Origin of the sequence: Bradyrhizobium sp. HKCCYLRH3099 (genome assembly GCF_051167855.1) — a bacterium.
In the GTDB taxonomy this organism is placed as follows: Bacteria; Pseudomonadota; Alphaproteobacteria; order Rhizobiales; family Xanthobacteraceae; genus Bradyrhizobium.
This window is the reverse complement of record NZ_JBNPTW010000039.1, coordinates 1-1,269: the sequence shown is the minus strand read 5'-3', so window position 1 is coordinate 1,269 and position 1,269 is coordinate 1. Positions and strand designations below refer to the sequence as shown.

Below are 1,269 nucleotides of genomic sequence, written 5' to 3'. Positions count from 1 at the left end.
TGACCTGCCACCGAAGTTTCATCCAGCAGCATCTAGAGTCCGAGTGGGTTTTACGCCGATTGGCGCGGGTGGAGCAACGGGCGAGCGGCGGAGCTGGTCGGGGTTGCGCAGCCGATCGCCCGTTGCGGTGAATGTGGCAGCGTAGGCCGCCGGGGTCTGGTATTTCAGCGAGGAGTGAGGCCGCTCGCCATTGTAGTCGGCGACCCATGCAGCAATCTTGCTCCGTGCCTCGGCGATGCCGAAGAACAGCGTCTCGTTCAGCAGCTCGTCGCGCATCCTGCCGTTGAAGCTTTCGACGAAGGCGTTCTGGATCGGCTTGCCCGGTGCGATGAAGTGCCAGGCGATGCTGTTGTCCTGGCACCAAGCCAGCATCGCATTGCAGGTGAACTCGGTGCCGTTGTCGGACACAATTGATCCCGGCTTGCCGCGCCAGGCGACGATGGCCGTCAGCTCTCGTGCCACCCGCCGGCCCGAGATCGAGGTGTCCGGGATCGCGCCCAGACACTCCTTGGTGACATCATCGACGATGTTGAGGATGCGGAAGCGCCGACCGTTGGCGAACTGGTCAGAGACAAAGTCCAGCGACCAGCGCGCATTCGGTTTCGCTTCCACCGGGATCGGAGCCCGCATCCCGATAGCCTTTCGACGGGCGCGTCGCTTGCGCACCGTAAGCCCTTCTTCGCGGTACAGCCGATGGATACGGTTGATGCCCGATCGCTCGCCCTCCCGTCGCAGCAGGATGAACAGCCGACGATAGCCGAACCGCCGCCGTTCGTTGGCAAGCTCGCGCAGTCTGCCCCGAAGCTCGGCGTCCGAGGGGCGACGAGACCGGTAGCGCACCATCGTCCGATCCGCCCCGACGATCGAGCAGGCCCGCCGTTCCGACAGGCCCAGCTTGGCCTGCAGGTGCGCCGCCGCGGCGCGCTTGGCGGCAGGCCCTACCATTTTTTTGAGAGCAGCTCCCGCAGCGCCGCCGCATCGAGCATCTGTTCGGCCAGCAGCTTCTTCAGCTTGGCATTCTCGTCCTCGAGCGCCTTGAGCCGCTTGGCCTCGGAGACGTCCATGCCGCCGAACTTGGCCTTCCAATTGTAGAGCGTCGCCTCCGAGATCCCGTGCTTGCGAGCCAGATCGGCCGTCTTCGCACCGGCCTCGTGCTCTTTCAAAACCGCGATGATCTGCTCTTCCGTGAACCGCTTCCGCTTCATCTGTCCGTCCTTCGTCAGGCCGGACTCTAAATCCTTCTGGAGGAAATTCTTAGGGGCAGATCAG

The 1,269-nt window shown here is 63.8% G+C and carries 1 protein-coding gene; it reads right to left on the bottom strand.

What is annotated here, in order from left to right:
- Positions 1 to 18: 18 nt before the first annotated feature.
- A protein-coding gene (locus ACQR1Y_RS34635; protein ID WP_434880147.1) for an IS3 family transposase occupies positions 19 to 1,205 on the bottom strand; the annotation gives its coding sequence in 2 pieces (ribosomal slippage) (positions 19 to 953 and positions 953 to 1,205; 1,188 coding nt in all).
- Positions 1,206 to 1,269: the final 64 nt, after the last annotated feature.